The organism is Brevibacillus sp. FW301-21C12A, from assembly GCF_058788915.1.
In genome coordinates, this window is the sequence record NZ_JBYTBG010000015.1 from 91,879 (window position 1) to 105,348 (window position 13,470).

General features: G+C 54.5%; 15 protein-coding genes and 1 riboswitch. Of the genes, 6 read left to right on the plus strand and 9 right to left on the minus strand.

What is annotated here, in order from left to right; genetic code table 11:
* Positions 1–88: 88 nt before the first annotated feature.
* The 4 genes from AC3WQH_RS12110 to AC3WQH_RS12125 all read left to right on the plus strand — a co-directional run bounded on the left by AC3WQH_RS12110 (position 89) and on the right by AC3WQH_RS12125 (position 3,608).
* Complete coding sequence (locus tag AC3WQH_RS12110) at positions 89–442, plus strand: DUF3905 domain-containing protein (protein WP_005829960.1); 354 nt, start codon at positions 89–91, stop codon at positions 440–442.
* Positions 443–550: 108 nt separating this feature from the next.
* Complete coding sequence (locus AC3WQH_RS12115; protein ID WP_005829958.1) at positions 551–853, plus strand: iron-sulfur cluster biosynthesis family protein; 303 nt, start codon at positions 551–553, stop codon at positions 851–853.
* 63 nt (positions 854–916) lie between these two features.
* Positions 917–2,032: a site-2 protease family protein gene (locus AC3WQH_RS12120; RefSeq protein ID WP_197187269.1), complete on the plus strand. Its 1,116-nt coding sequence runs from the start codon at positions 917–919 to the stop codon at positions 2,030–2,032.
* A gap of 235 nt (positions 2,033–2,267) precedes the next feature.
* Positions 2,268–3,608, plus strand: a complete 1,341-nt coding sequence (locus tag AC3WQH_RS12125; protein WP_005829954.1) for a hemolysin family protein — start codon at positions 2,268–2,270, stop codon at positions 3,606–3,608.
* Between the two features lie 84 nt (positions 3,609–3,692).
* Here AC3WQH_RS12125 and AC3WQH_RS12130 read toward each other — a convergent pair whose 3' ends face one another.
* The 3 genes from AC3WQH_RS12130 to AC3WQH_RS12140 form a co-directional block, all read right to left on the minus strand.
* Positions 3,693–4,670, minus strand: coding sequence for a cation diffusion facilitator family transporter (locus AC3WQH_RS12130; protein ID WP_005829952.1), 978 nt, complete (start codon positions 4,668–4,670; stop codon positions 3,693–3,695).
* Between the two features lie 183 nt (positions 4,671–4,853).
* Positions 4,854–5,168, minus strand: coding sequence for a DMT family transporter (locus AC3WQH_RS12135; RefSeq protein ID WP_005829950.1), 315 nt, complete (start codon positions 5,166–5,168; stop codon positions 4,854–4,856).
* A complete protein-coding gene (locus AC3WQH_RS12140) occupies positions 5,165–5,518 on the minus strand; it encodes a DMT family transporter (RefSeq protein WP_005829948.1) in 354 nt (117 codons plus the stop codon). The genes AC3WQH_RS12135 and AC3WQH_RS12140 overlap by 4 nt, the downstream gene beginning before the upstream one ends.
* Before the next feature lie 112 nt (positions 5,519–5,630).
* Positions 5,631–5,734, minus strand: a riboswitch (guanidine-I (ykkC/yxkD leader).
* Between the two features lie 210 nt (positions 5,735–5,944).
* Here AC3WQH_RS12140 and AC3WQH_RS12145 point away from each other — a divergent pair.
* Entirely contained in the window at positions 5,945–6,406 is a 462-nt protein-coding gene (locus tag AC3WQH_RS12145; protein ID WP_007783436.1) for a low molecular weight protein-tyrosine-phosphatase, read from the plus strand.
* Between the two features lie 28 nt (positions 6,407–6,434).
* Here the strand turns inward: AC3WQH_RS12145 and AC3WQH_RS12150 are convergent, their stop codons facing one another.
* The 3 genes from AC3WQH_RS12150 to AC3WQH_RS12160 all read right to left on the minus strand — a co-directional run bounded on the left by AC3WQH_RS12150 (position 6,435) and on the right by AC3WQH_RS12160 (position 10,066).
* Positions 6,435–7,244, minus strand: a complete 810-nt coding sequence (locus AC3WQH_RS12150) for an alpha/beta hydrolase (RefSeq protein ID WP_005829944.1) — start codon at positions 7,242–7,244, stop codon at positions 6,435–6,437.
* Between the two features lie 159 nt (positions 7,245–7,403).
* On the minus strand, positions 7,404–8,390 hold the full coding sequence (locus AC3WQH_RS12155) for a hypothetical protein (protein WP_197187266.1): 987 nt from the start codon (positions 8,388–8,390) through the stop codon (positions 7,404–7,406).
* A 1,121-nt stretch (positions 8,391–9,511) separates the two neighbouring features.
* A complete protein-coding gene (locus tag AC3WQH_RS12160) occupies positions 9,512–10,066 on the minus strand; it encodes a DJ-1/PfpI family protein (protein WP_025845385.1) in 555 nt (184 codons plus the stop codon).
* A 156-nt stretch (positions 10,067–10,222) separates the two neighbouring features.
* Between AC3WQH_RS12160 and AC3WQH_RS12165 the strand changes: the two genes are divergently transcribed.
* Positions 10,223–10,651: a winged helix-turn-helix transcriptional regulator gene (locus AC3WQH_RS12165; protein WP_005829938.1), complete on the plus strand. Its 429-nt coding sequence runs from the start codon at positions 10,223–10,225 to the stop codon at positions 10,649–10,651.
* A 28-nt stretch (positions 10,652–10,679) separates the two neighbouring features.
* Here AC3WQH_RS12165 and motB read toward each other — a convergent pair whose 3' ends face one another.
* The 3 genes from motB to AC3WQH_RS12180 all read right to left on the minus strand — a co-directional run bounded on the left by motB (position 10,680) and on the right by AC3WQH_RS12180 (position 13,138).
* On the minus strand, positions 10,680–11,483 hold the full coding sequence (gene motB / locus AC3WQH_RS12170) for a flagellar motor protein MotB (protein WP_005829936.1): 804 nt from the start codon (positions 11,481–11,483) through the stop codon (positions 10,680–10,682).
* Positions 11,476–12,291: a flagellar motor stator protein MotA gene (motA, locus tag AC3WQH_RS12175; RefSeq protein ID WP_007783444.1), complete on the minus strand. Its 816-nt coding sequence runs from the start codon at positions 12,289–12,291 to the stop codon at positions 11,476–11,478. The genes motB and motA overlap by 8 nt, the downstream gene beginning before the upstream one ends.
* Before the next feature lie 115 nt (positions 12,292–12,406).
* A complete protein-coding gene (locus tag AC3WQH_RS12180; protein WP_005829932.1) occupies positions 12,407–13,138 on the minus strand; it encodes a ZIP family metal transporter in 732 nt (243 codons plus the stop codon).
* Between the last annotated feature and the right edge of the window lie 332 nt (positions 13,139–13,470).

The window sequence follows — 13,470 nt, forward strand, 5'->3', positions numbered from 1 at the left end:
GTATAAGGGAAATGCGACTGATGCATGCTAAAAGCGAGCATGCCTCGCTGGCAAACATACGGCTGTGTGGATAAAGGAGGTCCAACGAATGGACAACGACCAGAAAAACAACGAGAAGACGAAGGATATTTCCCTCGATGGAACCTTGCCGCATCAGATCAGCGCGCCTGACTTCAAAAAATCGTCCCGCACGATCCAGCGACCTTTTGTCAACGAGTTTGGTGTGGTGATCGGAGACAGCCAGTACGAATCCAAAGAATCCCCGTTGAACAACTGGAGCACTGACACCGACCCTTCGATCATGGCAGGCGACCAATGGGTGCACCCGACCAACGACATCGGCTGGAACTCCTACGAAAACAAGGAGCTTTTGGAGGACAGACCCATAGGCAATGCCCGCTTCATGCATCCGACGAAAGACGTCAGCAAAGGCAAGGATTAACCGCTGTCCGTAAAAAAGACCGCCCATTCGGAAAAGACAGGCCAACCGAATGGGCGTTTTTGGTTTGTGTGCTACAATGGGCTTGAAACGATGGAAAGGAGCTTGCCCATGAGCATCACACTTGCAATAGAGCCCGCATTCTCTCTCGCCTACCAGCGCTATGCGGAATTTCGACCGGGCGATACGCTGCGGCTGTACGTACGGACAAGCGGACCCGGAACGGGCGGACTGTTTTATGCGATTGAAAAAGACGAGGCCATGCCTGGTGACGCCGTTTTCGAAGTGGAAGGCTTGCGCTTTGTGATCCGGCCGACCGATTTCTGGTTTTTCGACGGCGGACAGCTCGGCTTTGATCCTACATACGGAGAGTACGGCTTTCGCTTCGCGAATCCGCGCCTGGAAGGCCAGTAGAAACTTTCCCGGGCGTCGTCCGTATGAAAGAAAGACTGCCATGACGTATGGGAGGAGCTTTTGATGAAAAAAAGTCGTTCGGTCCTCTTGGCCATCGGTGCTTTTTTGCTGGCCAATTTCAAATGGTTAATCGGCATCCTGAAGTTTTCCAAATTCGGCACGACCTTGTTGTCAATGGTCATCAGCCTGTGGGCGTACGCCATGTTTTACGGCTGGAAGTTCGCCGTGGCGCTCGTCTACCTGATCTTCGTCCATGAAATGGGGCACGTCATCGCTGCCAAACGAAAAGGCATCGCGACTTCGCCAGCCGTCTTCATCCCGTTTGCGGGTGCTTTTATATCCATGAAAGACATGCCGCGCGATGCCAAAACAGAGGCCTATCTCGCTTACGGCGGACCGCTTGCCGGCATGATTGCCTTTTTGCCTGCCCTGCCGCTGTACTGGTGGACGCAGGACCCGTTCTGGGCATTGGTCATTTACCTCGGCGCCCTGCTCAACCTGTTCAATTTGCTGCCTGTCTCTCCGCTCGATGGCGGGCGGATCGTCTCTGTGCTGTCCACAAAAATCTGGTTCTTCGGGCTGGTCGGACTGGGGATCATGCTGTTTGCCAATCCGGGGCCTATCATGGTGCTCATCTTCATCATCGGCCTGATTACGTGGTGGAGTCGGCTGCGGGAAAGCTACCAGCACCAGGTGCTCCAGTACGAGCGGGACAAAATCGCCGACTTTTTGCAGAGCATCGCCCAATGGCCCGAGCTGGAAACGACCTGGGACACGCGCGTTCGCCTGAACGAAGAGGTCACCGCGCTCAACCAGGCAGAGCCGGACAAAGGCTTCCTCGTCCCTTTTCTCCAGGACGAAAAACGCCTCATCCGCGACCGGAAACGGCTGGACAAGGTGTACATGAACAGAAAATGGGAACTGTTCAAGCAATGGGAGCGCGAGCCGATTCTCTTCATCGACTCGGACCCGCTGCGCCCTGCCCCTTCCGAATTGCTGCGCGAAGCAGAGCAAATGGCTCGTCAGCGGCTGACGGAAATCGAAGAGCAAATGCATCGGCTGACGACGTACTATGTAGCACCGGCGGCAACCAAGTGGAAAGTGCTGGCTGCCTACCTCGGCCTGGCCGCTGTCCTGTCGGCCTTCTTCGTCTACGGACAGCAGATTTTGCACAGGTAGCGCGGGCTTTTTCGCCTCGGTCCCGCCTGCCTGGAGCGGACAGTTTGACCATCTGTGACCTTCTGCGGCCTTCTGTGGGCGCAAAATCGTGCGCTATGGATACCTGAAGGTCGCTCTTCCCCAGCAAGGGGGCAGAAACGGCTGCTACGGTGATTTATCGCTTTTGAGAGTTGTCGCCAAACAGAGTAAAATAGAAGCGTACATTCATAATATTCCAGAGAGGATGACTTTTTACTTGGACACCGTCCCGATAGTGCTCAACCTGCTGCTTGTCATATTTCTTGTTTTTCTCAACGGCTTTTTCGTCGCCGCTGAGTTCGCTCTCGTCAAGGTGCGGCAAACGCGCCTGACGCAAATGGTGAATGAAGGAAACAAACGCGCTGTTTACGCCCAAAAAGTAACGCAAAAGCTGGATGGCTACCTGTCTGCTTGTCAGGTCGGGATCACTCTCGCCTCGCTCGGACTGGGGTGGGTCGGGGAACCGGCTATCGCCCACATGATTGTCGAACCGCTGCTCGGTTCAACAGGGATGCCTGACTATCTGATTTCTGCGATCTCTTTTGGGATAGCGTTTGCGATCATTACCTTCCTGCACATTGTCCTGGGTGAACTGGCGCCGAAATCATTGGCCATTCAAAAAGCAGAAGTGACTTCGCTGTGGGTTGCCGCGCCATTGATGTTTTTCTATAAATTGCTTTACCCGGCGATCTGGTTTTTGAACGGAACAGCCAACGCCCTGATGAAACGCTTTGGCCTCGAAGCTATTTCGGAGCATGAAGCGGCTCACACGGAAGAAGAAATTCGCATTCTCGTCAACCAGAGCCACCAAAGCGGCCATATCGACCAAACCGAGCTGGCGCTGGTGGAACACGTTTTCGACTTTTCCGAAACCCTTGCCCGGGAGACGATGATCCCGCGCATCGACATGGTTTGCTTATATAGCACGAACACCTTTGAAGAAAACCTGGAGATCATCCGCACCCAGCGACACACCCGTTTCCCTGTAGCGGATGATGACAAAGACAATATCATCGGCTTTGTCCACGCGACCGACTTTTACCTCGCGGCCCTGCAAGACGGGCATGTCGAGCTGGATTCGCTGCTCCGCCCGGTTCTGACTGTTCCGGAAACGATGGAAATCAGTACGGTCCTGCGCCTGATGCAGAAAAAACGCTCGCAGCTCGCGATTGTCATCGACGAGTACGGCGGTACAGCCGGACTGGTGACCATGGAGGATATTTTGGAAGAAATCGTCGGCGATATCCAGGACGAGTTCGACGAGGAAAGACCGGAGATCGAAAAGCTGGAAAACGGCCTCTCCGTATCCGGCATGCTGACGCTCGCTGACTTGAACGACCACCTTCCGTTCGAACTGGAATCGGAAGACGTGGACACGATCGGCGGCTGGCTGTACAGCCAACTGGAAGAAGATATCGCGGTGGGCGCTACGGTAGAATGGGAAGGCCATTTGTTCACCGTCAAGCAGATGGATAATCACCGCGTCACGCGCGTGCTGATTACGCCGATCAAAAGCGATGAAGCACAGCAGCCGGAAGAGCTTTTGACCGTCTCCTGATCGCCTGCGCATCGCAATCAATAGCGAAAGCCCCTCACCTTGCAGCATAAGGTGAGGGGCTTTTTTCCTGTTAATTCGCCGGGGTCAGGTTGTTTCGAGGATGTTCGGCCGCTCCCAGTCGCTTACGCCGTTGTCCTCCAGAATGCCCATCGTCACGTCGCTGATGTCCGGATCGGTCAGCAGGCTGTCCCTGATGCGGTATTTGATGTCGTCCGCTACCGCCAGCGTCAGGCCCGTCCGCAGCTCCACGTAGCACTCCACATGGTAAAACCGCCCTTCCTGGACGATCCGCAGCCGGTTGATATCGACCACATCCGGATCGGCAAAAATGATCGCGGCAACCCGGTCCTCCACTTCTTTCGGAGCCGCTACCCCGATCAGTCCGACCATGTTGTCGTACCCGACCTTGAACGCTACGCCGACCATCAAAATGCCAATCAGGATCGTCGCGATGCCGTCCAGGAGGGCAAATGTCGTAAACTGCGTGACAATGACCGCGATCAAGGCCAATAGCGCGCCTGTCGTAGCCACGATGTCCTCGTAAAAGACGAGGCGCGTCGGCGGCGCCGCCCGTCCCACATGGCGAAAAGCAGCGGGGACGATCGCCCAGCCCTTCGCGTCGACACGGGTTTCGTGGACGATCTCTTTCATCGCTTTGACCAGCACGTAGCCGTCGACGACAATCGCCAGGAACAAAATGATAAAATTAAGCCAGAAGTGACTGGAATGCGCAGGCTCCTTGAGCAGATGGAAGCCTTCCATGATCGTTTCGTACGCCATGATCGTCACGACGATGACCGCGATCATGCAAAACAGGTTGATAACGCGGCCAAATCCGGTCGGAAACCGCGGCGTCGGCTTTTTCTCCGCCAGCACGCTGCCGAAAAAGACGAAGCCCTGGTTCACCGCATCGGCAATCGAGTGCATCGCCGACGCAAACATGGCCCCGCTGCCGCTGTACGCAGCGGCGACCCCTTTGACAATCGCCAGGCCCATATTGCCCAAGGCGGCCGTAGCCGAAGATGTGTTTCCTTTTTTTAACGTTGCCCAAAAAGAGCCCATGCTGCCATGTATCCCCCTCGAAAAAAATCCTGTTCTTGTTTACTATTCCCCACGAAGAACCATCGTCCCTTTTCAAAAAAAGGAAAAAAATGAAAACAAGCGCCGTTGGCCGAATCAACAGTGCGGCGCCGCTTCCGGGCAGCAGCTCTCCAGGAGCCATCTGTTTCGATAGCAGCCGTGCCTTTACGCCAGCAGCTTCAAACCTGCCACCGACACGATGACCAGCCCGATGAACAACAGCCGCAGCCCGTCTTTTGGTTCTCCGTAAAACAGCATGCCTACGAGGGCGCTTCCCACCGTGCCGATGCCCGTCCAGACCGCATACGCCGTCCCCATCGGAATCTCGCGCATCGCCACAGACAGCAAGAGAAAGCTGAGCGAAAATCCGCCGAGCAGCACCGCCCAGGAGCGCAGGGACGGCTTCTGATTCACCTGCGAAATCCCCATGACACCGACTACCTCAAACAGTCCGGCCAAAATCAGGGACACCCATGTCATGCGACTTCCCCCTCCTTGTGCGCATCTCCCTCATGCTCATGCGTGACCAGCTTCAACCCGATAATGCCGACGAGCAGCAGAGCGATCAGCCCTACCTTGGCCCAACTGAACGGCTCCTGAAAAACTGCCATCTCGACGATCACCGTACCCGCTGTTCCCAGTCCGACAAAGACGGCGTACACCGTGCTCGTCGGCAGCCGCTTGCCCGAATAGATCAATACCGCGAAGCTGACCAGAATCGCGACAACGGTCAGCAGCCACTCCCAAAAACTGTCGGCGTGCTTCAAGCCCGCTACCCACATCACCTCAAACATTGCAGCGGCCACAACCAAAAGCCAGTTCTTTCCCACCACAATCCCTCCTTTTGTCTATCGTTCCCCAAGCGCAGCTTGCGCGCAGGCTCATCCGGAGCACCTTTTTCACACAAGCAAAAAAAGCCGCGGGCGAATACCGTCTCAGATATTCTCCCGGGCTTTTATCCCTCCGTGTACACGGCCGCAGCCGTGCGTTTTCTCTCGGTCCAGTCCGGCCAGCCTCCTGACCGCGGAACCCTAGAAAACGTATCGTATGCAATTCGAACATGGGGTAACTGGCTCTTATTGTAGCAAAAGCAAGGCGATTTTTGCAAGAACTGCGAGCAGGACACGTACGGGCGCGGAAAACCAGCCTGCTTTTTAGCCGTCGGGCAGTTTTTTTCAAAAACAGCTTCTTGTGCTATTCTAGCTAAATAGAAAGATCGTCCCAAACCGATCAAAACAGTGAGGAGGAGAAAACCGATGACAAGCGTACTGTTTGTCTGCCTCGGCAATATTTGCCGCTCCCCCATGGCGGAAGCCGTTTTTCGCCATCTCGCGGAGCAGGAAGGCTTGGCCGGGGACATTTCCATCGATTCGGCGGGAATTGGCGGCTGGCACGCGGGTGAGCCGCCGCACAAAGGCACGCAAAAAGTTTTGACCGAAAAAGGCATCGCCTGCGACACGCTGCGCGCCCGCCAGATTACCCGCAACGATTTTACCGAGTACGACTACGTCGTATGCATGGACGACGAAAATTTGGCCGCGCTCATGAAAATGGCTCCCGCAGGCAAAAAAGTGTACCGCCTGCTCGATTTTGCCCACGCCGTCCAGGAGCAAAACGTGGAAGACCCGTACTACACAGGGCGCTTTTCCTACGTCTACGACCTGGTGGAAGCTGGCTGCCGCGGTCTTTTGGCAGAAATCAAACGCAAAAAGGGATAGCCCGCTTGTCAGGGCATCCCTTTCTTTTTTATACTGCCACTGTTTTTTCCGCCCACAGCCGTCCCAGCCAGCTTACGGTGTTGCCGATCAGCTTGCTGTAGCTGTCCGCAGATGAAAACGTGTGGTCCCCGCCTACAATCACTTCGGTTTCGCACGCGCCTCGTCTGCGCAAACGCAGCTCCCGCTCATAATGGAACATCGCATCGACAGGAATCACATCGTCGCGATTGCCGTGCAAAATGAGGACATCCCCCTCAAACTGCTTGGCGTGGCGCAGCGGCTGGGCTCCGTTCAACGATTGGAAAAACCGCCCGGAGAGCAAATAGCCGTTGTGATCCGTTGTCCCTAATGCAAGCGCGTCCTGGTACTCGTTTTCCCCGACAATCCGCACAATGTCGTCAAACGGCTGCGCTACCGGAGCCCACAGCGCGAGCGAGTGAATCCGCTTGTCCTGGCTTGCCGTCAGGACGGAAACGGCTCCGCCAAGGCTGTGCCCAAGCAGCGTAATCCGCTCCTGGTCGACATGCTCCAGCCCTGCAGCGTAATCGAGCACGTCGCGCGTCTGCTTCAAAAGCACATCCAGCCCGCCAGCCCCGTAGTCGCCGTCGCTTTCCCCGCAGCCGCCGTAGTCGAAGCGCAATACGCCAAACCCGTGCGCGGCGAGTTCTCTGGCGGCCTTTACAAACAAGCGGTTGACGCCAATCCGACTGCCGATAAAGCCGTGGCAGATCACAACCAATGGGTATTTTGCGACCGTTCTGCCGTTTTCCTGCTCTGGCTCATGCAACGTTGCCACCAACGTAACTGTATCGCTTGGAATATGTAATGTCCGTTCCAAAGAACTCACCTCTTTTATTTATAGTATTCCGAGTTGTTTACTTTGTTATTGACTTTATTATCCCCTTTTTCCGCGAAAATGTCAAGAGCCACCTGCGATTGGCACAGGTGGCTCTTGAGTAGCAGAGGCGACGGGAAAAGGCCCGAGAAGCGCGGCGATTTACGGCTGGATGGATTTGCCGATTCGCTGTTGCAAGAGTTCAAGCAGTTGCATCCATTCGCGGCCTTGCTCGGAATCTTCCGCTCCGGCATACTGGTGCTCGCTTGGATAGAGCGAGTAAAATGCGCCCGCTTTGTTCTCCCCGAGCTTGGTGAGGAAAGGATGCTCCTGGTAGTACGGCAGCTTTTCCTGCTCCTTGCTCAAACGGACAACGGTTGCGAGCAGCACGTCCTTTTTGGCTGCTGGATCCTTGTAGAAAAAGTTCAGGCACGGCGGGTTGCCTTCTTCGTTCGCGCAGGTGGACTGCTCGATTTTCAGCTTGCTCATCGCTTTTTCCGGCAAAAGAATCCGGTAGCCGAGCGTGCTGTCGTACGCTTTCATCGTCTCGAATGTTTTCTCGATGTTTTGGTCGTTCAACGATTCCGGCGTATTCCAGATGCCTACCGACTTTTCCGATGCAGGTGCGACACTTTCGATGAACCATTGATCCCCTTTTTGCGTCACGCCGATGATGGCCCGGTCTGTGCCGAACTTCCCTGTGGAAGTCACCAGGTCAAAATCGACCTGGAATTTCAACGTTTTGGTTTGCGCTTGTGCCTGGGCTTGCCCGCTGTCGGCTTTGTCTTCTGTTATGCTTGTGACCGTAAAGCCCTCAACCCACGGGCTGGATGCCCCCGTCACCCAATGGAAGCTCTCCATTGGTGTCTTTAGCCCCAAGCGCGCCTGTTCGGTAAACAGCGCGTATTGCAGGGCGCCGTTTCGCATTTTGACCGCTTTCGCCCATGTTTGGACTGTTTCGTACGGGGAAGTGGGAACGATCCCGCTCTCCAGCATTTTCAACTGCTCGGCCAGCGTGCTTTGCGCAGCTTCCGCCGGTTTCTCCACTGCTGCTGCGGCGTTGGCTGGCTGCTGCGCAATCGAGGCTGCAGAATAGGCTGTCACCCCGATTGCCAGTGCCGACCCTAACGCGATGAGTTTTTTATACATTTCTGAACGCCTCCCGGTTGATCGCGATGCCTGTCAAACACACATCTCACAGTTATTAGACGACGGAGCGGGCGTTTTGTAACACAATTGGCTGGAAAATGTTTGCGTTCGCGTAAAAAACTTGGTTGCGCCAAGCCTTTGGCGGAGGCTTCGTACCCAAAGGGCACAAGTCTTGCTTTCTCCTTTGGGGCGAAGGCTGCTATGTTGGCCATATAGGTGGATGAAGCGTATCCGTTTTTGGGTTGAAACTATAGCAGCATAGTAGCATGGTGATGTGGGCATGGGGCTGTCGGGGCGTTTTTGCTTGAAAAGCTCCTTCATCGGAACTTTTGGTGTGGCGAGGAAAGAGACGAAATCGCGGTAGCTTCTTGGGCTCCCTGCTGGGGGGGAGGACTGCCCGGCTCCGGGGAAAAAGCGAAACCGCGTCCAAAAGTGGTCGATTCAGGTAGCCTCTCAGAGTTGGACGCTAAAAGCGTGTTTCGCTTTCTCCCCTCCGCCTCGGTTGGGAGCCCAAAGAGCTTTCGCGGATTTCGTCTCTTTCCTCGTCAGGGGCCAAGGGGATGGTCGGAGGGGGAAAGAAAACGCAGGATAAAAAGCATCATACAAGAATTTCAAAGAAGGAGTGCGGGCATTCGTGTGGACCTTCTTGAGAGCTATCATTCTACCTGTTTGACCATACACAATGCTTTTTGAAATTTTTCCCTTGCCTTACGCTTCTTGGCTTCCTGATTAACAACAACCCCAAAATCAACCCCGAACGACAGAAACAGCTCGTAGAGGAAACAGGAGAAAGCAAGCGAAGGTCTTTGGGACTCCTACCTAGCCGGAGGAGAAAAAGGAAAACACGCTTTTCAGCGTCAACCTGAACCTACTTCTTTTGAATCCTCTACTTTTGACGCGGTTTTCCTTTTTCTCCGGAGGCGGACAGTCTTCGCTCCCCCGCCAGAGGCCCAAGTACCTGTAGCGCTTTCTCCTGTTTCCTCTCACCACTACCGCTACGATCAACCGTTTTCCAAGCTGACAGTCCGTCTCGCAATGCTGCCCAAGAGTCTTATCCATTCCTGATGTCTATAAAAAAAGCCGATTGCGCCCCCATTGGCGAATCGGCTTTTGGCTTGTAATTAGGCATTTACTTGCTTCACAAATTCTTTCATCAGTTGCGGCAGGTCGTTCCAGGCGTGCCCGGAAATCAGGTTGCGGTCTACGTGGAAGCGAGTCTCGATGTACTTGGCTCCCGCTGCTTCCACCTCTGGACGGCAAGCGAAGTAGGCAGTCATCTCGCGGCCTTTGATCTCGTCGGCGATGACGGTAAGTGCCACGCTCGCATGACACAAAATCATAACTGGTTTATCATGTTGGAAGAAATGGCGGGCGATGCGGGCAAAATCTTTGTGCAGGCGGATATGCTCAGGAGCACGTCCTCCTGGAATAATCAGCGCATCGTACTGCTCTGGATTGATCTCGTCGAAAGTGGCGTGCGCTTCGATCTGGTAGCCGTGCTTTTCCGTGAAGGTCTGCCAGTCTTCAAAATCGTGCACGACGGTGTTGAGCACTTTTTTATCGGTAGGGGAAGCGATCGTCACGTCGAACCCTTCCTCCAGGCAGCGGTAGTACGGATAATAAGCTTCCAGCGCCTCTACGGCGTCACCTGTCAGCATCAATACTTTTTTGGCCATGATGGCTTCACTCCTTTTTTCCAAACGATAGGATTGCTTTGCTTTCCACATCGCTTATTATAAAGGCGTGCGCCTGGCAACATAAGAATGCACTTTTTTGTGCGGTAGTTACCAAAAGGGTACCTATGGACAAACCGTAAGCAAAGGGAGAAAACCATGTCTGACCTGAGAAAAGAAACGATGGAAAAAATCCGCAACGGCGATTTTACTTGCTCCAAGGAGCTGACGCTGTCCATGTTCAGCGGCAAGTGGAAGGTCGTCATCCTCTGGCACCTCGGTGTGGAAGGCCCGCACCGTTTCAGCGAACTGCAGCGGCTGTTTCCGAAAATCACGCATAAAATGCTGACGAACCAGCTCAAGGAGCTGATCGAGGACGGAATCGTCCATCGCGAGGTGTATCCCGAAGTTCCGCCACGCGTGGAATACTCCATGACGGAGCTAGGGATGACGCTTTTGCCGATCATCGAGCTGATGTATGAGTGGGGAGAAAAACGGATGGAGCAGTTGAGGCTCGCCATGGGAGAACCGCAGGCATCCAGTGCAAGCTGCGATTGTCCAAAAGCTCCCGAAAATAACGAAGGATAGCACCTGAATCGGGCGCTATCCTTTTTGCTTATGGATTGACACTGTTTTTCGGCGGGGAGGCCAGGTCGCGCAAAATCGCTACCTCTACCCGTCTGTTTTTCGCCCGGCCTTCCGCTGTCGTATTCGGGGCTACCGGATGGTACTCGCCCATGCCAGTCGCGCTGAATTTGGTCGGGTCCAGTTTTTTGTTTTCCAGAAGCACTTTCAAAAAGTTGACGGAGCGCTTGGCGGAAAGATCCCAGTTGGACGGAAATTCAGCACGATGAATCGGCACGTTGTCCGTATGTCCGGTCACGGTCACCTTTTTCGGATGGGGAACGAGCATCGCGGCCATTTCGCTTGCCAGCTTTCTCGCTTCCGGCTTCAGCACGGCGCTGCCGGAGTCGAACAAGGCGTTGTCCAGAATCGTAATCAGCAGCCCTTCTTCGGTCAGCTTCGTCTGGAGCTTGTCCTGCAGCTTGTTTTGCTGGATGTAGCCTTCGAGCTGTGTTTGCAGCTTTTTCAAGTCCTCTGTCTCTTTGCGGACGGCTTCCTCCAGCTTTTTCTCTTCTTCTGTCTTCGGCCTTTCCTGAGCGCCTTTATGTATCGTTTGCTGCATCATGTTCGGGTCGAGCGGAATCGGGCTTGGCTGGTCCAGCACGCCCACTCCGCCGTTCAGCGCAACGTTAAAGGAGCGAACCATCTGGTCGAACTTCTTGGCGTCCATTTCGCTGGAGGCAAACAATACGATAAACAAAGCGAGCAGGAGGGTGAGCAAGTCCGCGTACGGAATCAGCCAAGACTCGTCCATATGCTCTTCGTGCTGAGCATGTCTCTTCGGTCGCTTAGCCATTTACCGCAGCTCCTTCCTCCCTCTTCTCTTCCTTCATTTCTTCCTTCATCTCGGCACGCTCGTTGTACGGGATGTACACCAGAAGCTTCTGCTCGATAGCTGCCGGAGAAACGCCAGCCTGGATGGAAAGAAGTCCTTCTACCATGATCTTTTTGATCTCGATTTCCTGTTTCGATTTTCGTTTCAGCTTGGTTGCAAACGGGTGCCACAGCACGTACCCGGTGAAAATACCGAGCAAGGTCGCCACGAACGCGGCCGCAATGGAAAGGCCGAGTGCGTCGATATCGCTCAGGTTGCCGAGCGCCGCAATCAGACCGACTACCGCTCCGAGTACCCCGAGGGTCGGAGCGTAGCTACCCGCCTGGCTGAACACAAGCGCACCTGCCTGATGGCGTTCCTCGATGGCGTGAATTTCCTCATTGAGCACGTCGCGGACGAAATCCGGCTCGCCCCCGTCGATAATCATCTTCATGCCGTTGCGCAGGAAAGGGTCCTCGATCTCATCGGACGTGTTTTCCAGCGCGAGCAAACCTTCGCGACGGGCGATGGAAGCCCAGTTCATAAACTGACCGATCAATTCCCTTTTGGCAGGGAGTTTTTGCTCGCTAAAAATAACCTTGAAAAGGGCAGGAATCCTTTTGATTTCCGACATGGGAAATGCGTTGAAAAGGGCGGCGATCGTACCCACGATGATAATCATGAACGCTGCCGGATTCAGCAGGGCCGAGGGACTCGCGTGCTTCAAGATCATCCCGACCACTACTGCAACAATACCTAGTACGATACCTATCAAGGTAGACTTTTCCATCGTGACACTCCCTATTACCATAATCGAAATCTATCTATATTATGGTTTCGGTTTTTTTCGCCGCTTTTGTGAGGGGTAGTTGCACAAATTCCGCATTCTTTCGCAAAAAATCCGCTCACCCGAAAAACTGCACCAGCCCGATCATGACCAACAGACCCAAAATGAACGAAAAAGTCGCGGAGCGCGCATGGCCGTCCCCGTGGCTCTCCGGGATCAACTCCTTGTAGACGATAAACAGCATCGCGCCTGCTGCAAACGCCAGGCCGTACGGCACCAGCCCTTTGACTACGGCGGTGAGGTAGTAGCCGCAGATCGCCGACGCGATTTCCACCGCTCCTGTCATCGTCGCCAGGAAAAAGGCTTTGAGCCGGCTGACCTTTTGATTAATCAGAAAAAGCGCGACCAGAAACCCTTCCGGCGCGTTTTGCAGGCCAATGGCAAAGGCGATGAGGCCGCCAAGCTCCGGCTGCTCGCTCGAATAGCTCACCCCGACCGACAGCCCCTCCGGGATATTGTGCAAGGTAATCGCCATCAGGATCAACAGCGCCTGCGAGTCCATCGCGATGTTGACTCTCGTGTGCTCCAGATCAATATGTGGAATCACGCTCTCCAAAACGGTGAGAAAAAGCGTCCCGGTGAGCACGCCCAGACAGACGATCATAAACGGGGCGTTGGACATCGCCTGCGGAATCAGGCTGAACGTCGCTGCCGCCACCATGATGCCAGCGGTAAAGGCCAGAAGAATATCCCGCCAACGGTGCGTGACCGTGCGAAAAAACAGAATGGGCAGAGCCCCGACCCCCGTTGCCATCGCGGACAGAAAACTCCCCATCAAAAGCTGTTCCATGAAAGTTCCTCCACGAGTCGTATGTATTGTCGCATTTCAATCATCCAGATACAGGGGGCAAGATTGTCCCTCCTGTTAGCTTATAATAAAACGAGGCGGAACATGTTAAAAAGTTCATCGCTGCGGCAACAAAAAAACGCCAGAAACACTGGCGTTTTCGAGGCGTCGCGGCTATGTTTCCGCGCGATACGTCTTGCCCAGCTCAGCTCCCAGGCCAAATTGAGACTCCCACGGCTAAAGCCGCAAGCCTTCCACAATGACTAAGCGTTCGCAGTCCATTTCTGTTTTGAACAGCCTTCAAGATGAGGGCATCTCATTGCCCCTCCTAAGAC

Coding starts and splice junctions, on each gene's coding strand:
- AC3WQH_RS12155 (WP_197187266.1), bottom strand. CDS start 8,390: ATGTATAAAAAACTCATCGCGTTAGGGTCGGCACTGGCAATCGGGGTG.
- AC3WQH_RS12160 (WP_025845385.1), bottom strand. CDS start 10,066: ATGGCCAAAAAAGTATTGATGCTGACAGGTGACGCCGTAGAGGCGCTG.
- AC3WQH_RS12120 (WP_197187269.1), top strand. CDS start 917: ATGAAAAAAAGTCGTTCGGTCCTCTTGGCCATCGGTGCTTTTTTGCTG.
- AC3WQH_RS12135 (WP_005829950.1), bottom strand. CDS start 5,168: ATGACATGGGTGTCCCTGATTTTGGCCGGACTGTTTGAGGTAGTCGGT.
- AC3WQH_RS12165 (WP_005829938.1), top strand. CDS start 10,223: ATGTCTGACCTGAGAAAAGAAACGATGGAAAAAATCCGCAACGGCGAT.
- motB (WP_005829936.1), bottom strand. CDS start 11,483: ATGGCTAAGCGACCGAAGAGACATGCTCAGCACGAAGAGCATATGGAC.
- motA (WP_007783444.1), bottom strand. CDS start 12,291: ATGGAAAAGTCTACCTTGATAGGTATCGTACTAGGTATTGTTGCAGTA.
- AC3WQH_RS12115 (WP_005829958.1), top strand. CDS start 551: ATGAGCATCACACTTGCAATAGAGCCCGCATTCTCTCTCGCCTACCAG.
- AC3WQH_RS12110 (WP_005829960.1), top strand. CDS start 89: ATGGACAACGACCAGAAAAACAACGAGAAGACGAAGGATATTTCCCTC.
- AC3WQH_RS12145 (WP_007783436.1), top strand. CDS start 5,945: ATGACAAGCGTACTGTTTGTCTGCCTCGGCAATATTTGCCGCTCCCCC.
- AC3WQH_RS12180 (WP_005829932.1), bottom strand. CDS start 13,138: ATGGAACAGCTTTTGATGGGGAGTTTTCTGTCCGCGATGGCAACGGGG.
- AC3WQH_RS12130 (WP_005829952.1), bottom strand. CDS start 4,670: ATGGGCTCTTTTTGGGCAACGTTAAAAAAAGGAAACACATCTTCGGCT.